The sequence below is a fragment of the Belliella filtrata genome (genome assembly GCF_022549775.1).
GTDB classification, from domain to species: domain Bacteria; phylum Bacteroidota; class Bacteroidia; order Cytophagales; family Cyclobacteriaceae; genus Belliella; species Belliella filtrata.
In genome coordinates, this window is the sequence record NZ_JAKZGP010000159.1 from 1 (window position 1) to 562 (window position 562).

Consider the following 562-nt stretch of genomic DNA (forward strand, 5'->3'; position numbering starts at 1 on the left):
TATATCCAAAACTACCTCGATGAGTTCTGTTATAGGCTAAACAGAAGATATTTTGGAGAAAAACTATTTGATAGACTTGTTATTGCGTCAGTTCAGCCTTACTGGCAAAGTAGCGTATAATCATATTAGGTTTATATTTAAAATCTACATTGATTGTATTTGATCTACAACCAATGCACTCTTGTGAATAAATTCATCGGCAAGTATGAGTAGGACGAAAACATCCCCTCCATTGACGTGGCCGCCAAGATCGCCGATGTCCTCGGCGTTACCCTTGATTACCTGGTCAAGGATGGGGAGTATGAGCGCATTGACAACGAAACGCTTAAAAAACTGAAGGAGATCCAAAATCTGGATCCAGAAAACAAGTCGCACGTCTTCGCCACCATTGGCGCTTTCATCAAGGCCGCCAAACTCAAAAGTATTGCAGCACTATAATAGAGTAGGAAGATAGGGATTATTTCCCTATCTGTCCTCTCACACCACCGTACGTACCGTTCGGTATACGGCGGTTCTTTAAGTTTTGATTCTAACCTTTTGGTAATAGTCCGACAGGAATACA

The 562-nt window shown here is 41.5% G+C and carries 1 protein-coding gene and 1 pseudogene; both read left to right on the forward strand.

What is annotated here, in order from left to right; genetic code table 11:
• A pseudogene (locus MM239_RS20880) lies at positions 1 to 120 on the forward strand (IS1595 family transposase); the annotation flags it as partial.
• A 117-nt stretch (positions 121 to 237) separates the two neighbouring features.
• On the forward strand, positions 238 to 438 hold the full coding sequence (locus MM239_RS20885) for a DNA-binding protein (protein WP_241350259.1): 201 nt from the start codon (positions 238 to 240) through the stop codon (positions 436 to 438).
• Positions 439 to 562 lie beyond the last annotated feature (124 nt).